This is a genomic window from Nonomuraea sp. NPDC050556, from assembly GCF_044457355.1.
Classification (GTDB): domain Bacteria; phylum Actinomycetota; class Actinomycetes; order Streptosporangiales; family Streptosporangiaceae; genus Nonomuraea.
The window spans coordinates 173,406-190,727 of record NZ_JBITGU010000005.1 but is presented as its reverse complement, the minus strand read 5'-3'; the positions used below and the strand labels follow the sequence as shown (position 1 = coordinate 190,727).

General features: G+C 65.7%; 13 protein-coding genes. 6 read left to right on the top strand and 7 right to left on the bottom strand.

The genetic code is table 11. From position 1 onward, the window contains the following. Positions 1-12: 12 nt before the first annotated feature. Genes ACIBG8_RS43095 through ACIBG8_RS43085 form a run of 3 tightly spaced genes read left to right on the top strand, consistent with a single transcriptional unit; the run spans position 13 to position 1,561 of the window. Complete coding sequence (locus ACIBG8_RS43095) at positions 13-474, top strand: RNA polymerase sigma factor (RefSeq protein WP_397349043.1); 462 nt, start codon at positions 13-15, stop codon at positions 472-474. Beyond that, positions 402-602, top strand: coding sequence for an RNA polymerase sigma factor (locus ACIBG8_RS43090; protein ID WP_397349042.1), 201 nt, complete (start codon positions 402-404; stop codon positions 600-602). Before ACIBG8_RS43095 ends, ACIBG8_RS43090 begins: the two co-directional genes overlap by 73 nt. Further along, entirely contained in the window at positions 599-1,561 is a 963-nt protein-coding gene (locus tag ACIBG8_RS43085) for a CU044_5270 family protein (protein WP_397349041.1), read from the top strand. The genes ACIBG8_RS43090 and ACIBG8_RS43085 overlap by 4 nt, the downstream gene beginning before the upstream one ends. Here the strand turns inward: ACIBG8_RS43085 and ACIBG8_RS43080 are convergent. Next, entirely contained in the window at positions 1,558-2,367 is an 810-nt protein-coding gene (locus ACIBG8_RS43080; protein WP_397349040.1) for a hypothetical protein, read from the bottom strand. The two genes, ACIBG8_RS43085 and ACIBG8_RS43080, sit on opposite strands and share 4 nt — an antisense overlap. Positions 2,368-2,502: 135 nt before the next feature. Between ACIBG8_RS43080 and ACIBG8_RS43075 the strand changes: the two genes are divergently transcribed. Next, positions 2,503-2,862: a hypothetical protein gene (locus ACIBG8_RS43075; RefSeq protein WP_397349039.1), complete on the top strand. Its 360-nt coding sequence runs from the start codon at positions 2,503-2,505 to the stop codon at positions 2,860-2,862. A 65-nt stretch (positions 2,863-2,927) separates the two neighbouring features. Here ACIBG8_RS43075 and ACIBG8_RS43070 read toward each other — a convergent pair whose 3' ends face one another. The 4 genes from ACIBG8_RS43070 to ACIBG8_RS43055 form a co-directional block, all read right to left on the bottom strand. After that, positions 2,928-3,182, bottom strand: a complete 255-nt coding sequence (locus tag ACIBG8_RS43070; protein WP_397349038.1) for a hypothetical protein — start codon at positions 3,180-3,182, stop codon at positions 2,928-2,930. Between the two features lie 264 nt (positions 3,183-3,446). After that, positions 3,447-4,250 carry a lysostaphin resistance A-like protein gene (locus tag ACIBG8_RS43065; protein WP_397349037.1) on the bottom strand — a complete coding sequence of 268 codons (804 nt, stop codon included), beginning with the start codon at positions 4,248-4,250 and terminating at the stop codon, positions 3,447-3,449. A 365-nt stretch (positions 4,251-4,615) separates the two neighbouring features. Further along, a complete protein-coding gene (locus ACIBG8_RS43060; RefSeq protein ID WP_397349036.1) occupies positions 4,616-4,984 on the bottom strand; it encodes a hypothetical protein in 369 nt (122 codons plus the stop codon). A 212-nt stretch (positions 4,985-5,196) separates the two neighbouring features. Next, positions 5,197-8,604 carry a carbohydrate-binding protein gene (locus tag ACIBG8_RS43055; protein ID WP_397349035.1) on the bottom strand — a complete coding sequence of 1,136 codons (3,408 nt, stop codon included), beginning with the start codon at positions 8,602-8,604 and terminating at the stop codon, positions 5,197-5,199. Between the two features lie 100 nt (positions 8,605-8,704). Here ACIBG8_RS43055 and ACIBG8_RS43050 point away from each other — a divergent pair, with 100 nt between their 5' ends. Continuing rightward, positions 8,705-9,115 (top strand): hypothetical protein, encoded by a 411-nt coding sequence (locus ACIBG8_RS43050; protein WP_397349034.1) that lies wholly within the window; start codon positions 8,705-8,707, stop codon positions 9,113-9,115. A 678-nt stretch (positions 9,116-9,793) separates the two neighbouring features. Here ACIBG8_RS43050 and ACIBG8_RS43045 read toward each other — a convergent pair. Then, positions 9,794-10,246 (bottom strand): hypothetical protein, encoded by a 453-nt coding sequence (locus ACIBG8_RS43045; protein WP_397349033.1) that lies wholly within the window; start codon positions 10,244-10,246, stop codon positions 9,794-9,796. Positions 10,247-10,835: 589 nt separating this feature from the next. Between ACIBG8_RS43045 and ACIBG8_RS43040 the strand changes: the two genes are divergently transcribed. Further along, positions 10,836-11,387: a tyrosine-type recombinase/integrase gene (locus ACIBG8_RS43040; RefSeq protein ID WP_397349032.1), complete on the top strand. Its 552-nt coding sequence runs from the start codon at positions 10,836-10,838 to the stop codon at positions 11,385-11,387. Between the two features lie 915 nt (positions 11,388-12,302). Here the strand turns inward: ACIBG8_RS43040 and ACIBG8_RS43035 are convergent. Then, positions 12,303-16,583, bottom strand: coding sequence for a LamG-like jellyroll fold domain-containing protein (locus ACIBG8_RS43035; RefSeq protein ID WP_397349031.1), 4,281 nt, complete (start codon positions 16,581-16,583; stop codon positions 12,303-12,305). Between the last annotated feature and the right edge of the window lie 739 nt (positions 16,584-17,322).

Here is a 17,322-nt window from a genome sequence, read left to right as displayed (position 1 = left end):
GAGACAGCAGGCATGACACGAACTCAGGCGGAGGCACTCGACGTCGACGACGCCGAGCTGATCCGCCGGTCATTGGACGATCCAGAGCAGTTCGCCGCCCTGTTCGACCGCCATGTCCAGCAGATCCACCACTACGTCGCCCGGCGGCTCGGCACGCACTCGGCCGACGACATCGCGGCCGAGACGTTCCTGATCGCGTTCCGCCGTCGCGCGTCGTACGACCTGACGCGTCCGCTGGCCAGGCCGTGGTTGTACGGCATCGCGACCACCCTCATGGCCAGGCACCGCCGTGACGAGGAACGTTTCCTGCGGGCGCTGAGCCGTACTGGCGTGGACCGTTGCCAGAACCGATGGCTGACACCGCGCTCAGCCGCCTCGCCGCGCGGCAGGAGGAACGCAGGTTGTCGACGGCGCTCGCTGGGCTGTCTCGCGGCGATCGCGATGTGCTTCTGCTGGTGGCGTGGGGCGACCTGAGCTACGAGGAGACGGCCGAGGCGCTCGGCGTGCCGATCGGGACCGTGCGCTCCCGCCTGCATCGCGCCCGCAGGAAGACCAAGGTCGCCCTCGGCGGCGACGACCCGACACGGGAGGACACCGTATGAACCAGATCAGGCAGTTCCGCAGCTCGACGCCAGTGATCACTCGCGAGGCCGAGGAAGCGGCCCGCACCCGGCTGCTGAACGCCATGCACGAGCCGACCGCCGCGCCCAGGCGTCGCGCGCCTCGCCTGGCATGGCGTCTGGCGCTGGCCGCGTCAGTCGCGGTGGCCGTGGGCACGGGGTTGATCGTGATCCGCGGTGTCGACCGTACCGCCTATGTTCCTGTCGCCAGCGTCCAGGATCTCGGCGAGCTGGCGGCGCGGGCGGTCGAGGACGATCCTGTTCCCGCCCCTGGCCAATGGCTGTACGTCAAGGAGACGCTGACCCCCTTCAGCAACGAGCCCTCAACCTACGGGGCCAAGCTCGACGAGCGGGAGACGCTCGAAACCTGGACCAGCGCCGACGGCAAGCAGGTGGCCATGGACGACGGGGAGGGAAAGCTCATCATCGAGCCCCTTCCCGAGGGGCTCTCGAGCGCCGACCTCGGCCAGGCGCCTGTTACGCCGGAGGAGATGCTCGCCAGGGTCGACGCGGCGGTGACGAAGACGCCCCGCATCCCGGCAGACCAGCCAGGCAGCAATGTCGACACGCCCAAGGACCAGCTGATCTTCGAGGCCGTCAGGCAGCTGATGAGCTCGCAGCCGCTCGCACCAGAGGTGCGTGCCGCGCTGTTCAGGGCGCTTCCGCTGATCGAGGGGGTGTCGGTCAAGCAGGGCGCCGTCGACGCGGCGGGGCGGCATGGGGTCGCGTTCGTCCGCATCGGGGGTGACGAACGCGTCGAGATCATCGTCAGTGACGAGGACTACCGGTTCCTGGGGTTCTACGTCGAGCTCAGCGTCGACAGGACGTGGGGCATCAAGGACGGCCAATTCCCCGGATATCTGGCGAAGGCGGGCACCCCACTGGTGTTCGGCGCCCAGCTCGACACGAGACTCGTGGACAAGCCGGGCCAGCTCCCTTAACCCTTCCCCGCGAACGACAGCCCGTGGTCGGTGAGCGCTTCCCGCAACCTGGCGATCGCCACCGGCCCGACCCCGCGCAGGCCGGCCAGTTCCTCCTCGCGACGGGCCGCCACATCCTCAAGCGTGACCACCCCCGCCGCCCGCAATGCCCGGTTGGCGGACTGCCCGACCGGAGGCAACGCCGTACCCTCAGGCCCGGGTGCCCGGCGTCGAGCCCGCCCGCCCCGCGCCCGCCGCTCCGCATCCACCACCGTCGCCCCGCGCGGGGACAGGCGGTAGCCGATGTCCAGCGACTCGGTCAGCCCGAGCTCTTTCAGCTTGCGCACGTCCGTCTTGAAGTCAGCGGTAGGCCGCCCGACCCTCGCGGCAAGATCGGGCGCCCGCCGCTGCGGAAACCGATCGATCAGATCAAGGGTCTCCCGAGTCCACGGCCCGTATGACGAACTATGGTCCATCCGATCAAGCCGAGCCCGGATGGCGGCAACCTCGTGGGCGTCCGGCACAGCCTCCCGCAGCGCGATCCTCGGATCAGGACCGGCGTACCGCAGCCCGACCCGCCAGAGCGGCTGACCCGCACGCGCCGCGAGCCCCGCAAGCAGCGCCTCAGCCGACGCCGCACCAGCCCGACGAGCATCCTCCTCGCCGAGGTCACCGTCCTCAACCAGATCCACCGAAGTGACCTCAACAAGGCCGACAGCGGTACGCATCAGAGTGCCGACCACCACCCTCGGCCGCTCCCAGCGGCGAAAACCCAGATCCAGCTCACCGGCTTGGATCGCACGCAACTCGGCAGGACTGATCCTCACGCCCAGCAGTCTGCCCTACCCCGAACCCCTGCTCACGGCCTACGAGCCCATCCGGCCCAGCGAGTCTTCCAACCCGAAGTGCAACCGTGATGGCCTACTGTTGCACCACCACGCACCCCTGACAGAGTGGGCAACGTGATGGAGATCGACGGGGCGTTCTATCGCATCAGCGACCCGGGATTCGAGATGATGATTCCTCGTTGGAAAGGCTATGCCCCTGAGACGGCGGATCAAGCTGATGCAATCATCAGGCTGCCGGATGGCACTCGTCGGTCGGCGACGTTCATGACGCTTGAGGTCGTCGGCGAGATCATGGATCGCTGGCAGAAGTCAGGCGAGTCTCTGAACGGCCGATATTTCTACTGTACGGATCTCATCATCATCCGCGAACCGGGCTTCGCGTCGATGATCGATGCTGTACAAGACATGATCGCAAGCGGAGACATCGACCACGCATGCGGCCTCCTGCCACCCGACGAGGAGGGCGTGGATTAGGCGCATTGGCCTCTGGCGTGCGCAACTACCACCTGGTGGGCCCACCGCGTGATGCGCAACCAGAGCTAGGGCGAGGCGTCCCGGTGGGCTTTCCTGTCGCGTAGGCGACGCAGACGGCGGCGATACTGACCTTCATAGGACCGCTGCACCTGATCGATAAGCCGGATCTGCGGGTCGGAGGCTTGCTCAAGGAGTTCCACCTCGAAGGGGTCGGCGTCGTAGTCGACCAGGGCGCTGAGGGCTTCTCGATCTTGTTCCGCGGTGCCACGATGCTCTACGTCGTGACGCCACAGATGCCCGCTGGCCTCCGCTTCGTCCATGAATCCCAAAGTAGGGGGAACGGGCCGGATCTGTCCTCGCCAATTCCAGGCGAGGTCGAAGCCGTTAGCTGGCGGGTCTACCTCGCTCCCGTTTGTGATGCCCAGCGTGAGGTGGATTCCGCCGACGCCCGGCCGCGATCATCGAGCGCCGACAAGAACATCCACGAGCACCTGAGTGAGATGACCAAGCCTGTTCACGCCCACGAATTGGGCGGCTTACGCAATGGGATAGCGCCAAACTCAAGCGAGAGATCAACCTAACCTTCAACTAGACCCGGGGACGAGCTGCGTACGGCTCGGGCGCATCAGCCACATGGCAGCGGCGAGGGTGAGTACCCAGCCGAGCACTTCGATGAGCAGGTGATCCGTTGCGTTGGGGACGGATTGCAGCAGGTACACCCGGACGCTGTTGATCGCTCCGTGCGTCAGGACCGCGGGCCAGACACTCCCTGACCGCCAGCGAAGTGCGAGCAGCAGCGGCGCCCAGGGCAGCATGCCCGCGTAGTAGATGACGATGTCCCAGAGTGGTTTGTCGCCGATGACGGCGAGGACCGGCAGGTGCCAGACGATCCAGACCAGACCGCTGACAAGGGCCAGCCGCCAGAATCCCCACGACGCGGCGCGCGTCGCCAGCCATCCGCGCCAGCCGAACTCCTCGCCGATGGCGAAGACCGACTGCATGAGGAAGACCGGAACGAGCCACATGGTCGCCGTGATGATCTGGTCAAGCGGGTTGAGCGGCCAGATCCCCGATGCCAGTGCGATGGCGGTCTGGATCGCGGCGATCGCAGCGATGAGGCCGATGCCGATGGCGGCCCACTTGGGTGTGCCGCGCCACCTGATGGCGAACGTCTCGCGGAACGTTCCGGGGCGCCGGACGAGCCACATGATGATCGCTGCGAGCATCGGGGTCTGTTGCATGATCGGGGTGATCAGGTTGTAGAGGTCCGTCGGGACGAGCCGGAAGACCATGGGAACGGACAACGCGAAACACAGCAGAACGGCGATCGCGAAGAACCACGTGACTTCGGCAGTAGTTGATCTGGATCGCGTGGGGGAAGCAGTCATGATGACCTCGTTTCGTGCGGGCGCGAGGGTCTAGCTCGGTGAGCGTGAGGTGATCTTGGTGTAGCGCGGGGTCGGCCATCTCGAACGTGGGAGGACGACCCGTCGATCAGCTCCTGGTCACCGGCATAGGCCGGGGCTGTCCAGCCGACGAGGCTGAGAAGTACGGAGACGTGGGAAAAGCACAATCTCGAAGCTAGCCAGGTGGAATCGGTCCGGCCTCACCCGAAGGGGTGAACCAGGTACCGCCCGTCAGGATGGAATTCGCCCGCTCTCGTTGCGAACGAGTTCTGCGAGAAGGGGGAGCGCAGGTACCCGGAGGGCCTCACCGCGGCGAGTACGTCTGTGGTGCCACGTTGTCGTCGTGTTCAGAGCGTTGCGAAGCTTTGCATGCCGGAGATCTTGAGTAGCTCTGCCCGGGTGTCTGGGCATTCCTTCTGGGTTTGGGTGTCGATCTGGGCTCCGGTGGGGACGGCCCCCTGTTTCTCGTACCAGGAGTAGAGGTTGACGGTGAGGTTGCCCATCCTGCCCACCTCCGAACCGATCGCACGCAGGACCGGTAGCCGGCCCTGAAGGTAGTCGCACAGATCTTTGGCCCGCACGACGGTCGCGTCGTTGGACGGTCGGGTCGCTGCGGCCGAGGGCGGGGTGGGTTCGGCGCCGGAGCACGCGGCGAGAGCCAGTGCGCCACTCAGGAGCATCGTCGTGGACATGCGGGTGATGGAGGTTCGCGTCACGATGGGTTCGTCCCGGTGAGTGTTGGTCGGTGGGTGGCAGGCCTTGCCCGCCTGGAGCGTTGTCGCTCGAACAGCGACCCTCTCGCCGCATTGCGGATCGCCAAGCCGTTCATTATTTGCCCTATGGCGAAGAGGTTCATCCTAAGTGCACTCGGATGAATATCGTTAACGTAGGTCGTATACCTGACCCGGTCAAGCCCCGCAGTTACCGCTCAGGTCCGGGCGAACCTGATCCAGTCGAGTTCCCAGCCGCCCTGAGGGGCGGTGATCCGTACGGTGTGAACCCCGGCGGGCAGGGTGATGGGCGTGGACAGGACGTGGTCCTTCATGGAGGCGTACGGCGGGCTGTCCCCACTGGTGATCTCGGTGGTGTGGGTGGCTCCGTTAACGGTCAGCTCCAGGTTCTGAGCTCCTGCGGCTCCCCGGTCCGTCGCCCGGTAGGTGAGCGTGTACGTGCCGGCCTTGGGGACGACGACGCGGTACTCAGCCGTCATTCCCTGCGCCACTCCCGCGTCGTCACCCAGCGCATAGCCGCCGCCGGCGATCCCGGTGACCGGGTCGGTGCACGTCTGGGGGCCGTAGACCGTCATACGGTGCATGCATGGCCGTACCGGTGCCGTGGATCTGACCTCGGTGACCGCGGTGGTGCCGGGGGTCTGGACGGTGGCCATGGTCCTGACCTGCTCGGCCTGGACGACGGTGGCCTGGCCCGAGCGGGCGGTGAGCTGCGTGGGCTCCCGGCCGAGCAGGCGGCTGATGTCGACGGAGTAGATCCACTGGTCGAGGCGGCGCATGTGCATCTGGCGTGACGCGGTGCCGATGGGGCCGGGGACGAACTGCTGCACCGCGATCCAGAGGCGGCCCTTCGCGTCGACGGGGCCCTGCATCTCGCCCAGGTAGGCGCCCCGGGTGCAGGGCCCGGTCGGGGAGTCACCCGGGCTCAGGGGGGAGCAGGGGGTCGAGACCGTCACCGGGTCGGCGGAGGTTCGTTTGGTCATGGGGTCGGTGATGTTGCCGACCTGGAAGGTCATGGCGGTCCCGCTGCCGGAGGAACGGACCACCGTGGTGATGCCGTGCGCCCAGTCGGTCAGGACGATGTCGTGGGTGGTGGGGTCCTCCTCCAGGCCGTAGATCGGGCCCAGGATCCGCGGCTGGGAGATGTTGAAGTCGGGCAGGCAGGTCTTGCCCCAGGCCGGGCGCGTACCGGAGGCCTGGGCGACGTAGGACTGGATGGGTTTGGGCTGGCCGTTGACGTACTCGAGGCACTCGGCGCGGGTGATCTTCCGGCCGTTCGCGGTCTTGGCGTAGATCTTCACGCCAAGGCCCGTGGTGCCCACGGTGGTCGGCACCCACAGGTTGCCCGCCTGGTCGTAGTGGAACTGGCCGTAGCCGACGTACTCCTGCGTGGTGCTCAGCGGCGGGGTCCAGCGCTCCCCGCTGAGCACCGGCGCCGACACCGGGCGTATCCGGTCGGCGGGCGCGGCGGCGTTGGCGTTGTAGCTGAACTCGATGAGGCCAGGGGCGAAGTCGGACTGAAGGCCGAAGCGCTCGTCCCCCAGGGTGCTGCTGGGGTCGGCCTGCACCTCCCGGGGCGCGGGCGTGATCATCTTCGACGGGTCTGCGGGGTTCTGGATGTCGGGCAGGTCGTAGACCGCGGTGATGCGGGCGGTGATCCGGCCGCCAGGTCCGGGTTCGCTGACGTCGATGACGCTGAGCTTGCCTGTGCCGTAGTGGGCGACGACCACGTCGTGCGACTGCGGGAGCACCGCGATCTCGTTCACCCAGGATCCGCAGTCGCGTGTCGGCACGTTGTGCAGGTCGGTCACGGACAGCGGGCAGATGGAGTCGGCGAGCGCCTTGGCCTGCTCGACGGCGTCGGGTCCTGACGGTACGGCGGCTGCCACGGTGGCGTCGTACAGCTCGGTCGGCGACCAGGCGTTGCGCCAGTCGGGGAGGCCGTCGCCGTTGCCGTCGGGCCCCTCGACCACCTGCCAGGCCCCGTTGACGCCCCGGGACACGACGCCGAACGCCGGGTACACCCCCTGAGTCACCACGTCCTGCTTCAGGTACGACTGGTAGCCGGTGAAAGCGACGGCATTCCCACCGTGCAGGGTGGCCACGTCGCCGACCCAGCCGCCCATCCCGAACAGCTCGCCGCTCACGTTGGGATCGGTGTCGCACCAGGTCCATCTGGCGATGACCGCGCCGTTGACGATCAGGTCGTCGGGGCAGGGCGCCCGGGGCACGGTGACGTTGCGGTCGGTCTTGATCGGGATGTTCGCGAAGGTTCGGGCGTCGGGGTTGAACGCCGACAGCTGCATGCCCTCGCCGTTCGCCGCGAAGACGTTGCCGCCCGTGCCGCCGGTCATGAAGAAGATCGTCCCGTCGGCGGTGACGGTCGAGAAGTGCGCGGCCCTGCTCGGTCCGAAGTCCCAGCCCGCGACGGCCCTGGTGTTGAAGGCCTGGCCCGCGGGCATGACGCTCCGGCCGGTGACGAAGGGGTCGTCGAGCGTGCCGGGTGCGCCCCACAGCACCACGCTGTCGGCGCAGCGCTGCGCTGCCCGGGTGAGGGCGCCGGTGTAGGCATCCAGGCCCGCGCCCGCCAGGTGCACGCCGTCGGCGCCGAACCACGGGACGGCGTCGGTGGGCTTGTGGTTCTTGGCCTCGGTGCCGAAATCGACCAGCTCGCCCGCGTCGGTGGCGGTGCCGAGCGCGGTGAGGAAGCGGAACAGGTTGTTGACCTGCAGAGCGGCCCAGGCGTAGTCGGGATCGAGGGTGCTGGCGTTCTCCGGCGCGGTGACCAGGGTGAAGCAACCGACCCTGGACAGCTCGCCCGCGACCGCGATCGCGGCGTTGTACACCTCGTCGCGGCGGGCGTCCCGCGCGGCCGCGTCGGCGCCGGCGGCGATGTAGAGGGCGTCGTTCACGCCGAGCGCCACCACCACGCCGTCGATGTCGTGCTCGAGCAGGCCGCGGAACTCGTCGAGCAGATACGAGTTCGCCTTCGCCAGCCCCGAACTGCCCGCGGTGGGCGACCATCGCGCCCCCAGGTGGCCCTCGATCTCGCTGCGGACACCCAGCCCGGTCAGGCTGCTCTCGAGATGGCCCTGCAGGGCGGTCTGGTTCCGGTTGGAGTCGTTGAGCTGGTGTACCAGGTCGTCACCGAGCACCGCCACCGCCGGCGCCGAGGCGACCGCGCCGATGTTGGCGAAGGGCGACAGGTAGACCGTGCAGGCGCCGTCCGGCGTCAAGAACCTGGGCGAGAGGTACGTGGGGATGGGACGGCCGATCCCCGACGGGGTCAGCGGCCCCTGCACCGAGCCGAACGACGGCGGGTTCGTCCCCGCCGGTGGGTAGGCGCCGGGCAGGTTGTCCCAGCGCAGCTCCCAGGTCTGGGAGGTGGCGTCCGCGCTGGCCCCGCCCTCGACCCGCCTGAGATTCACGGCCGTCATCACGACGCCGTAGACGGTGTCGGCGGTCGTGTAGTCCACAGCCCAGGTGATGGCGGACTCGGTGCAGGACGCCGATCCTGTGTCGGCCCGCGCCGGGATCGGCTCGGGCGCGACCACGACGGCTCCGGCCAGCAGAACCGCGGCCACCGACGAGACGATTCGCGCCATTCCACGCTGCATGGGCGCAACGTCTCACGGACCTCGCACCTCTCCTAGACCCAAAATCCAATAGCCTCTGGCTCGGGACCCTTCGCCGGGAGAGTGTGAAATGTCGTCGGCCACCGCCATCATCCATACCGCGATGGATTCGGAAGCGGGGCCGGGTATCGGCGAACTGATCACCCTCGACGTCAAGGTCGCTGATATCCAGATTGCGGGAATTCGCCCTTATGTCGCCGTAGCCCTGGCTGTGGTGATCGCGGTCCTCGGCGTGGCTGTTGAAGCCGTTGGAGGCTCGTTCCAGCCGTGGTACCCAGGCTGGTGGGTCGTGTCGTTCCTCTGCGCGCGGTCGGCATCGCTGTTCTCAGCTGGTTCCAAGGACGACGCCTTCGCAGACGGCGCAAAGCCGTACCTGCACCAGAGAACCAGCAGTGTGGAAGGCGCCTGCGTGGCGGCTACTGGAGCGGGCGGCATCCACGTTCTGACTATGAACGCTTCGCTTTACTCCGCCGGAGCCTGATCATGGCGGCCGTGGAACGCAGAAGAGAATCGTTGGGCTCACGAAGGCCGATACTGACTTGTAGCCACTGCAGGTGGGCCCGTTGAGTGGCCAGGTCATGATTGGGTGGCCGCCGTGTACCGCCTCCAACAACGAACGCATCTTCGATCGATCGTGGAGAAGAGCGCCGAGCACACACGCCCACCTGATGAAGACGAGCACGTTGTGAGCAGCCTGGCCGACCCGAAGAATGCGCCAGGAAAGCAGGACAAGACGGCGCTTCCCGCAGAGGAGACCTCGGCCGAATACGGCTTCATGAATGCTTGGATGGGTATGCGGTCAAGTCGCGCGCGCCACGCCCTTTCGTGCTCTTGTGGACTTCACATAGGTCTGGCGTTGCGTGTCCGATTTCGGCGATGTGAGCCTGGTGCGCCAAACCGGGCATATCCCACGTACGCCGACAGTCATAGATGTGACGAGGAGCACGAACTCGCGACTTCTACTCCCAGAACCATCGGGTCAAATGGGGTGTGGCGGGGTAAGGTGCCCAGGCCTCAAACCCGGAACCTACGGATCAAAAGCGGATCTGATCTCTGATCCACCCATAGTGGTTGACCTGGACAGATACAGGATCACCTGGCGTCAGGGCGATTTCGGGCCCGGAAATATCCCGGACTCGGTAGCCCGGTCTGCTCGCGGTCATCGACTTGTCCCATCGCGATCACTATCTTCCCTGGCCCACTGGATTTCCAGGGCTCGCAGTTCGGCGGCTTCTCGTGCCTCCTGATCGGCTCGGCGTCGATGAATAGTGTTGATCATTACAACCAGGAATGCCGAGAGCCCGACGCATATTGCGAGTGGCAGCTCGGGTGCGAGAACGGCGAACCAGCAAAACGTGATGGCGAGCCAGTTGATGTAGTGAAAGGCTGGCTCTTGACACCAGCGTGGCAGGTGGCGCGGGGAGATGCAGTAGGTCAGGACATTGAGCCCGTGGGCTAAGGCGGTCAGAACGCTCATATCTAAACCGCGTCTATGGACTGCGCCCCACGTCATCACCACAGCTGCGATCGCGAGAAATATGGCCATACCCCATCGGCGCGGCTCCTGCCGGGATAAGACGACATCCTCGTATTTTTGGCCGGGTTTGCGCACGTTAGCAGTTTGTCATGGCGATGACGATGGAGGCCAGGCCCATCTCGTATAGGGCGAATCTTTCAGTGGCGCAGGATCGGACGGGGAAGATCATCCAGGGGGACAATAGACTTGATCATCGGCGAGGCCTGTAGGCCTCCCGCGTAGCGTGGCCGTGTCCCCGTGGGTGATGTTCGTGGGTTCCATCTGATCCGGCTCCGAAACGATTCGGTAGGGCGGTGCGCCCGGTGCGGTGCCCGGCCCGTTCGGCGTTACAGCGCGCTGCCCGTGCGAACCTTGGCGCGGGTACGGCTGGCGCGGTGCCGGCCCCGCCGTAGCCCTCAAGGCGTAAGAGCCGGGCCGGTGCCCGGAGCCCGACTGCTGACCTTTTTCGCGCTCGCCCGGTCTTCCGCGCGATGCGCGTGCACTCCGACGCTCAGCCTGGTACGGCGCGACCGCGCCTGCCGCGTGTGGCGATCAGCTCGACGTCTTTGGGCACCGTCCGCGTCTTCTGGCAGATCAAGCACCAGCGTTACCAACACGGCTGCGACGACCCCCGTAAATGCGTGCCAGGCTCCACCGCTACCCATGTCCGAAGGACTGCCCCAAAGTGAAAGGGACCTCAGGCCGACGCCACATCTGCAAGATCAAGTGCCGTACGAACTGCACCAAGTATGAGGGCAAGTGCCCGTCATTCTGTGCCTCTGACTGCGCGAAGCACGCCCCCTCCTGCCCGCAGCGACAAGGCGGCTGGACCTTCGCCAAACCCAAGGGCAAAGGCAAACGAACGATCAGCCTGCCCCTGCCGCTGACGGTCGTTCTCAAGGCCCAGCACGCCGCGCAACTCAGCGAGAGGGCAGCGGCGGGGGAGAAGTTGCAGGACTGGGACCTCTTCTGGTGCCGCCCGAATGGAAGCCCCATCGATGCCGGAGACGACTGGAAATCCATCCTGCGCCTCGCGGAAGTCGACAAGGACGCACGTGTTCACGACGCCCGCCACACAGCAGCGACGCTGCTCCTGGAGCAAGGCACGGACATCAGAGTCGTCCAGGCCGTCCTCGGCCATTCGCAACTCACGACAACCAAGCGATACACCCACATCACGGAAACCTTCGCCACCGACGCGGCTGCACGAATGGGCCGCGCGCTGTGGGACGAGTAGCAGCAACGGAGAACCCACAACTGCAACTGGAAATCCAACTGGGCAGGCTTCCCGATCATGAAGATGGGGGAGTCTGCCCAGTTCGTCGGGGTAGGGCGCCCGGGGCTCGAACCCGGAACCTACGGATTAAAAGTCCGCAGCATAAATGCTGGGATGTGCCAATCTATATTTCAATGTACCATCCTGAGCGCCAATGTCACTCATCGAAATGTCTAAGAATGGCATTAGGGGTCATGCTGTATCGGATGCCGAAGAGCAACCCCCGAGCAACCGGACGGCGCCTACACAGAATTAACCGTCCGACTTTGTTAGTTTGAGTCGTAGGATCTGTGGGAGCCGAGGCACTTCAAAGGGTATCTCGGCGGTAGGACTTGGGGTGTGCCATGTCTGTTTGCGAATCTTTCCTGAGTCAAGCCGACTCGGGCACGCTCCACGATGGATTCTGAAGCACTGCTGGCAGCTCGACGGGTTGGCGACTGCATCGTCAACCTAACCATCCGCTGACGGGCAGCCAGCTGAGAGGAATCCTCCATGGGTACATCCGTGCCGCTTGAACTGCATTGATGTATTTTTCGGCAGGTGCAGAGTCCATCCGCTCCATGCCGCCGGGGTCAATGCACAAGACGCTGGCAGAGCTCGGCTCGAGGTTCAGCAGGAGTAGCGATCCGTGCAGCCATCCGTGATGGCCGCGAAGGAACGCGGGACGGAAGTGACGCGCGGTTGACCATGACAGCCAGGGGCCGATCGACCCGCTCGGTGTCATGGTCAGCTCCTCGGCGTGGGCGCTCAACCCTCGGCCAGAACCTTGGGCCAGCGATCATTGCAAGCCCCATCTATGCCGCACCCCACCCTCTAACGAATGGTTAGGGGTGGGGTGTAACTATCTGTATCCGAGCCGGGGCTGAGAGTCGGATTCTAGGGGTTGGCGGCTTCTCCTCCTTCGGCGTAGAGCCGTTGGATGTTGGCTTCTTCCACGATGCCCTGGTAGACCTGCGGTTCGTCGATGCCTCCAGGCCAGAAGTCTGCCGGGGCGGCGTTGAGTTGGCCGCGGCCGACGGCCAATGGTCCGCTCGCCTTCCATGCGGGGCTGACGGTGGTCGAGCCCTGGGGTTGGGCGTTGACGTAGAGGATGATCTTGCGGCTGGTGGCGTCGTAGATGCCGGTCAGGTGCACCCATTCATTCAGCTTGGCGGGCTCGAGCGATAGCACTTGTCCGGTTGCGGCGGTGTCGGTGTCGGCGGCTGGCAGGGTGAAGGCCCATTTCTTGGCGGGTTCGGAATATTGCAGCAGCATGCCGCTTCTGCGGGTGCCGTCCTGGCTGATGACGGTGGCTGTTTGGCCGTTGGAGGGAAGTTTGGCCCAGGCTGCCACGGTGAAGCTGGCGTTGGTGTCTATGACCGGGCCTTGGGTTTGGGCGTAGCCGTCGGTGCCGTTCAGTGTGATCGCGGTGCCGACCGCTGCGTTCTCCTGCAGCCAGGTGACGCCGCCCATCAGCGTGGCGGTGTTGTCGTTGCCGCTGCTGTCGGCTGCGGTGGTGCCGTCGGTCTCGTTGAACTCCAGCCAGGCCTTCTTGGGGGCGGGCGGGTAGGTGCCTTGTTCGGTGGGGTTGCCCAGTTGCTGGATCTGTGTGGCGGAGCTGGTGGTTTGGTAGGTCCAGAGGTCGTCGATGGCGCCGGAGAAGTATTGGCCCCACTGGCCGGCGGTTTTGGAGCGGCCGAGTTGCAGGCCTCTGGTGGTGGTGAAGGTGGGGGCGGCGCAGTTGACCGAGCCGGAGCAGGTGCCGTTGGGCTGGTCGAGCCGTCCGTCGACGTACAGGCTGAGCCGGCTGGTTCCTGCGTCGTAGGTGATGGCCAGGTGCTGGGGTTGGCCGGGTTGGTAGCCGGTGTGCACGGCGCTCTTAACGATCGAGCCGGTGGCGTCCTTGTCGTACATGTCTGCCCGCCAGGTGCCGGTGGCTCCGGCGGCGGCGGGTTTGATGTAGCGCAGGGCGAAGGCGCCGTTGGTGGTGCCGTCGGTGCTGAAAACGGTCATGTCGGTGGTGGGGTTGGCCGGGATGCTGGCCCACCCGGCCAGGGTGAAGTTGCCGGTGGTGGTGATGGGGGGCGTGCTGGTGGCGGCCCAGCTGTTGGCGCTGCCGTTCAGGGTCAGGGATCCGGTGCCGACGATGGGATCATTGGGGGTGATGGCCGCGGTGTCACCTAGTTGCAGGTGGCGGGCGTTGGTGGAGTCGTCGGGGCTGGTTTTCGGGGTGGTGTCGGTGGCGGTGTTGAGCTTCCAGCGGCCGGTCAGCACCGGGGTGGTATTGGCCAGCTGGCCCATCTCCTCATCGCTGACGACGCGGTTGTAGGCGCGGATGTCATCGAGCTGGCCACGCCACCAGTCGTAGATGCTGCCCCTCCATTTGCCGTTGCCGATCACGGTGGCCAGTGCCGGGCTCCAGGTGGAGGTCTGAGATATTTCGCTCTGCTTGATGCCGTTGACGTACAGGCGCATCTTCTTGGCTGTTGCGTCGTAGACGCCGGCCACGTGGGTCCATACCCCAGCCTGGGCAGGCCCGGTGGAGCGGATTTCGGGATAGGTGGGGGCGTCGGTGTCGCTACTGGTCATCGACATGAACCACTGCTTGGTGTCGTAGCGGAAGCCGATCCGCCAGCCGATGACCCGGCTGCCCTGCCCGCTGATCATGACGCCGTGCTGGGTGAGGGTGTCGAGTTTGGCCCAGCCAGCCACGGTGAAGCTCTTGGTGGCATCGACGACCGAGCCGTTGAACACGGCGTGCCCGTCAGTGCCGTTCAACGTGAGGGCCTGGCCGTCGACCCCAGGCTGGCCGAGCGTAGCGCCGCCCTTGACGGTAGCCGGGAAAGATCCGGCCGCGTCGGCCAATTGCGAGCCGCTGATCTCATCCATCTTCCACTGGGCCACCGCGGCGCTGCCGGGTCCGACGTTGAACATGTATTCGCTGATCTCGCTCCCCACCCCGGCTGCACTGATGGCCTTGACACGCACCACGTTCGGCCCGACCTGGGTGGGTGTGAGAGAGAGTGTGAGCGGGCCGTCGCCAGTCGGGGCCGGGTAGCTGTCATTGGCCGTAGGGTCGGCGTTGACCGCGACCCAGTACTTGGCCGCGTTGCTGGCGGAGGCGGGCTGGATAGTGAACGTGCCCGGTTTGCCCACGCCCCCGTGCGGTTGATTGTTGGGGTCCTCTGCGTTGTCCGGGTCGATGGCGGGGTAGTCGCTTGAGGTCACCGTCGGCGCCACCGGAATCGTGGTGTCCACGATGAAGTAGCACGAGGTCTGCTTGTCGCCGTCGTAGCTGGGTGGGCTCGCATCGAGGGCGTCGTAGGCGGTGACGTACCAGCTGATCACCGTGTTCTTGGGGAGCGCTACCGCCGCCGGGATGGTTACCCGGAACACCGAGCCGCTGGCCGCGGGCTTGGTGTAACCCGACGTCCAGCGAGTCTTGTTGCCGCCTCCGTCACCGGCATCCCAGGCGACGCCAAACACCGCCCTGATCTGCTCGGCGGTCCCGTCGGGATCAGTCAAGACCGCCGACAGCTGAGGGGTGGCACTGCTGATCGTCGTGGCAGGGTAGACGCAGGCACCACCGGGCGTCATCGACAACTGCTTCTGATCAGGCTGGTTGGGCGGAGAGTTGTAGTTGATGCGCAGGTAGGCGTCGTCGGAGAACCACTTGTGCGCCATGGTGTTGCTCTCGTTGGTGGCACGCAGGCCGATTCCCATCGTCGACAACTTGGCGGTCACAGCCCCCTTCACGCCGGCGGTGACGTCGAACTCCATGTTCTTGCCAGGGCACTTCTTACCACCGCCGTAGTTGGAGCCCTGGGTGTCCAGTTTCTGCTTCCACCACCCGGCGACGGCCTGCTTCTTCCAGGTGAGGCTCGCGTCGAAGGTGTTGGTCCACCACACATCCACGAACCGGTCGGGCTCACACTCGGTGGAGTAGGAGTTGTAGACCTGTAGCTGAGCGGACAGGATCCGCTTACCCAGATAGGCGGTCACCGGGAATAGGAAGTGCATGCGCCGCATGTGCCCGGGGTAGGTGCATTTGGGCAACGCGGAGTCGCAGGCGCCCACCCCTTGATTGGCCCACCCGTTGAACTGCGGAAGGGCAGCGTCCTGCTCCCACAAGTCGGTTACCGCCCATTTCGTCGCCTTGGTTGACCCGAGGAGCGGGTCGATGTAGACGGGGTATTGGGTGTCGGCAGCGGCCAGCAGCGTCTGGTCGGGAACCAACGCCATCTGGTTGTCCTGCACGCTCATCGGCAGGTCGGCGACCTTGGACGCTTCACCCGGCCCCATCGCCGAGGCGATCAGCTCGGCCTGCGCATCGGCTGGGTCATCGATGCTGGTGGCCGTGCCCGCTTCAGGGGACTCCGTGCTGGTTGCACTGCGGCTGAGCGGGTTGGCTTGAGTCTGCTCGGTGGCCTGGGCAATGGTCTCAGAGGTGGAGGAGTCCCACATGGTGGGAGTGGGTGCCTCGAAGACTGTGCCGCCGGAGGCCTGGTCGACGAACTGCACCTGGGCGCTGCCATCGGTGTCCTTCACCGATATACCGGGCGCCTGCAGACTGTAGCGCAGGGTGGCCAGTGCGGGGTTGGCGGCGGCCTCACGGGTCTTGACGACCAGCACGTGGGAGAAGCCGTCCACGGTGGAGCGGGCCTGCAGGTCCACGCCGGGCAGCACCTCGGCGTAGGTGGCGGTGTCGCCCTCGAGCGTGGGGTGGGGCAGTTCGCCCTTCCAGCCCAGAGTCATCTGCTTGCCAGCGTTCTTCAAGATGGCCAGTGGTTCGTGGCCGCCACCGGACAGGGTCATGTCGAGTGTGGTTGCCTTGGGCCTGATACGCCCCAGCTCGTCCACGATCAGAGTCGGGTCGACCTTGACCCATTTGCCGTTTTGCCGGGTGCGGACCGGGTTGGTGTGCTGAACCTGGCTGAGCGACCCGTCCGGATTGACGAACACCTCGCTCGTTTCGCTCCGGTAGGCCTCCACCTCCACCTCACGCCCGGAGCGTCGCGCCAGGACACGCGCTTCGCTCTCGGTGACCGCGACCGTTGGTACATCGGTGGCCGCTGCCGCAGCAGCTGATGGTGATCCCATGGGGATCGGAACGGCCTGAAGCAGAGCCAGCAACAGCGTCCCTGCCGCGGCGGCGGATCCTCCGCGCACCAATCTCACGAAAACCTCAAATGCAGGTAAAAGGGATGTAAGCGGGAGGAAGATAACAGACTGCTGCTCTTGATCATTTAGGGGTCCATGGCGAGCCTGAGGGCTAACGAGCATCGCAGCATCAGCCCCTGTCGACGACATGGATGGCCGGACTCTATTTGGGAGCGGGCGTAACAACTAGATCACAATCTCTAGCCGGCGGTCGCAGCCTGCCGCTGACGGACAGACACCCCAAAGCGAGGACAGTCACGTCGGGCGCGCCTGGGTCGCCATGGCCCATCATCTCGGCCGCGTGTTATCGAATCGTAGTAGGGCAGAAGCTGATCTTTGTGGCGCCGACTCCTGAGTATCTACGGGGCCTCCAGGCCTAACAGGGTGGTTTCGTCACCCTCGCCCGAAAGATGATCTTGATAGTGATCTGATACGTTCCTGCCGTTTTATCCCCTCTTTACTTTTTCTTGGGGTTTTTGTGAGGCAGGCATCCCGGGGTGGCAGTTCCACCTCATCGCGCGCGGGCCGCGTTCTCCCGCGCGCAACGCAGCAAGACCGACGCACGCGCGCTGCGCGTCGACGTGAGCCGCTGTAGCTGGGACCGCCGTACCAATCGCCAGCCTGCTCGGCCCCGGGCCGGGTTGCGCCCCTTTATGTGGGCCCCGTATGTGGCGTGCCGGCGCAGACGGCTTAAGCCCTGAACATGTCCGCTTTTCCCGACGTCGTTGGAGTTCTCCGTGCCTCCCAGCACGCCCCA